The organism is Micromonospora sp. NPDC047753, assembly GCF_040642735.1.
Classification (GTDB): Bacteria; Actinomycetota; Actinomycetes; order Mycobacteriales; family Micromonosporaceae; genus Micromonospora.
Map to the genome: position 1 here is coordinate 1 of NZ_JBEYSL010000444.1, position 5,635 is coordinate 5,635.

Annotated in this window: 5 protein-coding genes and 2 pseudogenes; 3 read left to right on the forward strand and 4 right to left on the reverse strand. The window is 72.3% G+C overall.

Annotated features, from left to right (window positions below):
* Positions 1-163: 163 nt before the first annotated feature.
* Genes ABZ749_RS27945 through ABZ749_RS27955 form a run of 3 tightly spaced genes read right to left on the reverse strand, consistent with a single transcriptional unit; the run spans position 164 to position 2,937 of the window.
* Positions 164-754: a GNAT family N-acetyltransferase gene (locus ABZ749_RS27945; RefSeq protein ID WP_357233046.1), complete on the reverse strand. Its 591-nt coding sequence runs from the start codon at positions 752-754 to the stop codon at positions 164-166.
* Positions 751-2,262 (reverse strand): APC family permease, encoded by a 1,512-nt coding sequence (locus ABZ749_RS27950; protein ID WP_357233048.1) that lies wholly within the window; start codon positions 2,260-2,262, stop codon positions 751-753. The genes ABZ749_RS27945 and ABZ749_RS27950 overlap by 4 nt, the downstream gene beginning before the upstream one ends.
* A 48-nt stretch (positions 2,263-2,310) precedes the next feature.
* A complete protein-coding gene (locus tag ABZ749_RS27955; RefSeq protein ID WP_357233050.1) occupies positions 2,311-2,937 on the reverse strand; it encodes a GPP34 family phosphoprotein in 627 nt (208 codons plus the stop codon).
* Between the two features lie 182 nt (positions 2,938-3,119).
* Between ABZ749_RS27955 and ABZ749_RS27960 the strand changes: the two genes are divergently transcribed.
* The 3 genes and pseudogenes from ABZ749_RS27960 to ABZ749_RS27970 all read left to right on the forward strand — a co-directional run.
* Entirely contained in the window at positions 3,120-3,944 is an 825-nt protein-coding gene (locus tag ABZ749_RS27960) for a helix-turn-helix transcriptional regulator (protein WP_357233053.1), read from the forward strand.
* A gap of 41 nt (positions 3,945-3,985) precedes the next feature.
* On the forward strand, positions 3,986-4,186 hold the full coding sequence (locus ABZ749_RS27965; RefSeq protein ID WP_355007195.1) for a DUF397 domain-containing protein: 201 nt from the start codon (positions 3,986-3,988) through the stop codon (positions 4,184-4,186).
* A gap of 28 nt (positions 4,187-4,214) precedes the next feature.
* Positions 4,215-5,546, forward strand: a pseudogene (locus ABZ749_RS27970) (helicase-related protein); the annotation flags it as partial.
* Between the two features lie 39 nt (positions 5,547-5,585).
* Here ABZ749_RS27970 and ABZ749_RS27975 read toward each other — a convergent pair.
* Positions 5,586-5,630: pseudogene (locus ABZ749_RS27975) on the reverse strand (WhiB family transcriptional regulator); the annotation flags it as partial.
* Between the last annotated feature and the right edge of the window lie 5 nt (positions 5,631-5,635).

Sequence of the window (5,635 nt, forward strand, 5' to 3'; positions counted from 1 at the left end):
CGTCTGGCCGAACGACGGCGGGTACGGCGGCCCCGGGTGCTGTGGTGGTTGCATCGTCACGGCGATGAGTGTCGTCGCAAGTCCGTGCTGTCACGTGAGCGTGACAGCGCAACCACAGCACGTGCTGGTCACGTCGACCTGACCAACTCGGTGCCCGACCGGCTCAGTGCCCGACCGGCTCCCGCCACATCGGCCAGAACGGCGTGCCGTCGGGCACCCGGAACGGCTCGCCGGCCAGATAGCCGTGCTTCGCGTACAGGTCCCGGCTACGCGGGCTGCTCGCCTCCAGGTACGCCGGCATCCCGTTGGCGTCCAGCCAGGCGTGGTGGTGGCGCATCAGCGCGCTCCCCAACCCCTGCCCCTGCCGGTCGGGCCGGGTCGCCAGGAAGGCGAGGTGGTGGTGGTCCGGATGCGGGTGGTGCGCCGCGAACAGCTCGTCGAGGTGCTGGAACCGGTCGGTCCACTCGCCGCAGGCCGCGGCCAGTCGGGCGTCGTACTCCGCCGGCGGCGGCGCCGGCTCACCGACCGACGGAAACCAGACCGCCACCGAGGCCCGGTCCTCGGTGGCGTGGACCATGCCGTGCCGCATCGCGTGCTCGACCAGGATCTCGAAGTCCCCGGCCAGCACGGCCTCCCGCTTGCTCGCGTCGGGGACCAGCCAGTACGTCACTTCCAAGACGGTGAACGCCTCGGCGATCCGGGCCGCCACGAGAGACGTCTCCTCCGGCCCGAGCCGCTCGATGACCAGGCTCATCGGGTCACCTCCACGGCGGCCGGCGCCTCCGGCCTGGTGACGGCGGCGGCGCTCGCCGCGCCCAGGCCGATCCGGGCGTACGTGTCCGGGCGGCTGCTGCGCAGCAGCAGGGCCCACCCGATGCCCAGCAGGGCAGCCACCGGGTACGCGGCGGGCAGCGCCCACCGCAGCGGGGAGTCCGGCGCGACACCGAGCAGGTTGGCGAAGTTCGACACGGCCAACCAGATGATCACGAAGAGCGCGATGGTGGCCAGGCCGGGCGCGATGGCCCGTCGCCAGAGGTTCTCGCCGCTGGCGGAGCGGGCGAAGTAGGCGATCACCGCCACCGAGGTGGTGGCGATCAGCAACAGGACGCCGAAGCCACCTGTGGTGCCGACCCAGAAGAACAGCTGCACCACCGGCTCCCAGCCGTTGACCGCGTACAGCGCGATGACGAGCAGCCCGAGGACGCTCTGCGCCACCGAGGCGGCCCGCGGCGCCCCGGTCCGGGCCGAGGTCTTCCCGAACACCGCCGGCAGCACCCGCTCCCGACCGAGCGCGAACGTGTACCGGGCCGTGGTGTTGTGGAACGAGATCATCGCGGCCAGCACCGAGGTCAGGAAGAGCACCTGCCCGATGGTGACCATCGTGTCGCCGAGCTGCGCGCCGGCCAGGTTGAAGATCAGCTCGACGCCCTGCGCGCCGGCCTCGGCCACGATCTTGTCCTGCCCGACGGCGACCGTCATGGTCCAGGACGACAGCGCGTACAGCCCGGCGATGATTGCCACCGAGAGGTAGGTGGCCAGCGGCACCGTCCGCTTCGGGTCCTTGCTCTCCTCGCTGAAGACCACCGCCGACTCGAAGCCGACGAAGCCGAGGACGGCCAGCACCAGCACCGCGCCGAGGCCCGACACGAAGAGGTTGTCCGGCGAGAACGAGGCGAAGCTGACCTGACCGTCGGCCGGGTTGCCCAGCTGCCCCAGGTCGAAGACGAGGACCACCACGACCTCGGCGACCAGCAACGCGGCCAGGACCATGCCGTTGAGGTCGACCCGGAGCAGGCCGAGCACGCCGACCAACGCCCACGCCACCAGGGCCACCACGGCCCAGTGGGGGTGTCCGCCGAAGAGCCGGTCGAGCACCGGCTGGGCCGCCGCACCGATGGTGCCGTACAGCCCGACCTGGAGCGCGTTGTACGCGATCAGCGCGACCCAGGCCGCGCCGACGCCGGCCGGCCGGCCGAGCCCTCGGGAGATGTAGGCGTAGAAGGCGCCCGCGTTCTCCACCCGGCGGGACATCGCCACGTAGCCCACCGAGAAGAGGGCGAGGACCGCGGCGATCAGCAGGAAGGCCAGCGGGATTCCGGTCACCCCGATGACGCCGTAGCCGGTGGTGACGACGCCTGCCACCACTGTCAACGGCGCGGCGGCGGAGAGGACGAAGAAGATGACCGACGGGATGCCGAGGCGACCTCGGGCCAGGGCTTCGGAGACGTTGCTGGGTCGTTCGACTGTCGATGTCGGGGGCATACGACTACTCCGATCGTCGAGGGGAGGGTTGGGGGTACCGGAGGGGGATCAGGGGATGCCGCGCAGCACTGCGGCGCCGACGGCGGCCTCGGTGTGCCCGACGAGTTCCTTGAGCGGGGCCGGCAGCGCGGGGATGAGGACGTTCAGCCGGTGGTGCGCCCGAGGGCCGGCGCTCCACAGCACCTCGCGGGTCAGCCCGGCGGCCACGACCAGGCCGAGCAGCAGGGCGTCCGGCACGCCCGGTGGTTCCGGCCGGTCCAGCAGGGCCCGGAGGCGGGTGGCCGGCCAGGCCACCGCGTTGAGGTCGATCGGCAGGTAGCTGACCGTGGTACGCAGCAGTCGGCGGCTCTCCTGGCGGCGCAGCACCCCGGCGCGGGCGAGCCGTTCTCCCACCGACGCCGTGGCGCTCTGCGCCAGGAAACTCAGCCAGGTGCGCAACTCCCGATGTTGGGACTCGCCGATCAGCTGGTCCAGCACCGTGTGCGCCAGGGCGTCGGCTGGCGGACGCCTGTCGATGACGGTGACCTGGCCGGCCGCCACAGTGATGTGTCCGTAGAGGATCAGTTCGCCGAGGAGCCCGCCGGCCAGCCCGAGCCCGGTCGCCGCCGGGTGCAGTTTCGCCTTACCACGACTGTCGTTGTGGGCGATCAGGAAAAACTCGTCGGCGATGAGCAACGATCCTCCCGACAGGCGTGTCCACAGTGTTCGCAACCGGGAAAGGATGCACCGACAGCTACTGCAACGCAACTCCCAGATTTGAAAGTTGCACTCCGTGCATCTGCGACCTGCGGATCTTGTCGTGGCAGACTCGGACGGTGACCGCCACCCCCACCGTCCGACCCGCCGCCAGCCCGACCGTGCGGCGTCGCCGCATCGCCCGGGAACTCCGCCAGCTCCGGGAACGCGCGGGCATGACCCTCGATGTGGCCGCCCGTCAGCTCGACATGTCGAAGAGCAACCTCTCCCGGATCGAGACCGCGCAGATCGGCATCAAACCCCGCGACGTCCGGGCCGCTCTCGCGCTGTACCAGGTGACCGGTTCGGATGCCGAGGCACTGATCGAGATCGCCCGGGGGGCACAGCAGCGCGGCTGGTGGCAGAACTACAGCGACGTGCTCCCCGAGTGGTTCGAGTTCTACGTCGGGCTGGAGGCCGAGGCGGCGGCGCTGCGCACGTACGAGGCCGAGTCGGTGCCCGGACTGTTGCAGACCGAGGCGTACGCCCGGGAGATCTTCCGGTGCACCGCAGGCGAGGACGGTCTGGAGCGCAAGGTCGCCGCCCGGCTGCGCCGGCAGGAGGTGCTGCGCCGCGAGGACCCTGTCGTTCTGTCGGTGATCCTCAACGAGGCGGTGCTCCTGCGCCCGGTCGGCGGCACCGCGGTGATGGCCGAGCAACTGGTCCACATGAGCCGGATCGCGCAGCTACCCAACGTGACAATCCAGGTACTGCCCTTCGCTGCTGGCGGGCATCCCGCGATGAGCACCCCGTACGTGATCCTCAACTTCGCCGATGCCGCCGACGCGTCAGTGGTTTACCTGGATAACCTCACGATGGGGCTGGCTCTGGAAGAAGCCGATCATGTGCTCGGGTATAGCCTTCTGCACGAGGAGCTGTGCCGGATGGCGCTCGATCCGACGGCGTCGATGACCCGTCTTGAGCATGCTTCTCGTAACTTTGCGTGACCGCTTCTGCGGCACGCCGACGCAGACGAGAGGTACCGCGGATGACGGCGTACGACCTGACCCGAGCGGACTGGCGCACCAGCACGCGCAGCAGCGGCAACGGCAACTGCGTGGAGGTCGCGACAGTCGCGGGTCAGGTCGCCGTCCGGGACAGCAAGGACCGCTCCGGCCCGGTGCTCGCCTTCGGCGCGACGGCCTGGCGGGCCTTCGTGCTCGGCGTCGGCGAGGTCCGTCGCTCCTGACGCACCCGTCCCGGTGCGAGACTGGGCCGTGCTCTCCGACGTAACCCTTGACCTGCCGGTCCGCCCGGTGCTGCCGGCGCTGGTCGCGGCACTCGACGCGGCCGGCGCCGGTGTGCTCGTGGCTCCACCGGGCACCGGCAAGACCACCCTCGCGCCGCTGGCCGTGGCCGACCGGGTGACCGGTCGGGTGGTGATCGCCCAACCCCGCCGGGTGGCGGCCCGTGCCGCTGCCCGGCGCATGGCCGAGCTGCTCGGCGAGCGGGTCGGTGAGCGGGTCGGCTACGCGGTACGCGGCGAGCGCCGGGTCAGCCCGGCCACCCGGATCGAGGTGGTCACCACCGGCCTGCTGGTCCGCCGGCTGCACCACGACCCGGAGCTGCCCGGCACGGGTGCCGTGCTGCTCGACGAGTGCCACGAACGCCAACTCGACGCCGACCTCGCGCTGGCCTTCACAGTGGAGGCGCGCGCCACCCTCCGGCCGGACCTGTGGCTGCTGGCGATGTCGGCGACCCCGGACACCGACCGGTTCGCCGCGCTGCTGGGCGGGCCCACCCCGGCACCTGTGGTGCGGGCCGACTCGGCGTTGCACCCGGTAGAACGGATCTGGGTGCCCCCGGCGCGCCAGATCGCCCCGCCCGGGGCCGGGCCGGTGGACCGGACCCTGCTCGACCACGTGGCCTCCACCGTCCGGCGGGCGCTGCGCGAGCACGACGGCGACGTGCTCGTCTTCCTGCCCGGGGCCGGCGAGATCGCCGCGGTCACCGGCCGGCTGGCCGACCTGCGGGACGCTGTCGCGCTGCTGCCGCTGCACGGTCGTCAACGCGGCGCCGAGCAGGACGCCGCGCTGCGTCGCGGGGACCGACGGCGGGTGGTGCTGGCCACGGCGCTGGCCGAGACCAGTCTGACCGTCCCGGGTGTGCGGATCGTGGTGGACGCCGGGCTGTCCCGGGTGCCCCGGATCGACCTGGCCCGTGGGCTGGGCGCTCTGGTGACCGTGCCGGTCTCCCGCGCCGCCGCCACGCAGCGCGCCGGCCGGGCCGGCCGGGAGGCCCCCGGGTACGTCTACCGCTGCTGGTCGGCGGCGACCCACGAGCGGCTGCCCGCCCGCGCCGAGCCGGAGATCGCCACCGCCGACCTGACCGGCTTCGCGTTGGAGCTGGCCGCCTGGGGCCGACCGGACGGTGTCGGGCTCGCGTTGCCCGACCCGCCGCCGGCCGCCGCGATGACGGTGGCCCGGGACACCCTGGAAACCCTGGGCGCTGTCGACGTCGATGGTCGGATCACGACGCGGGGGCGGTCGATCGCCGCGGCCGGGGCGCACCCACGACTGGCCCGGGCGCTGCTCGACGGCGCCGGCCGGGGTGCCGCCCCACACACCGAACTCGATCCGGTTGTCCAGCGCGTCGGCCAGGCACTCGTACCGAACAGGGCAGCTCCGGCAGATCCGCT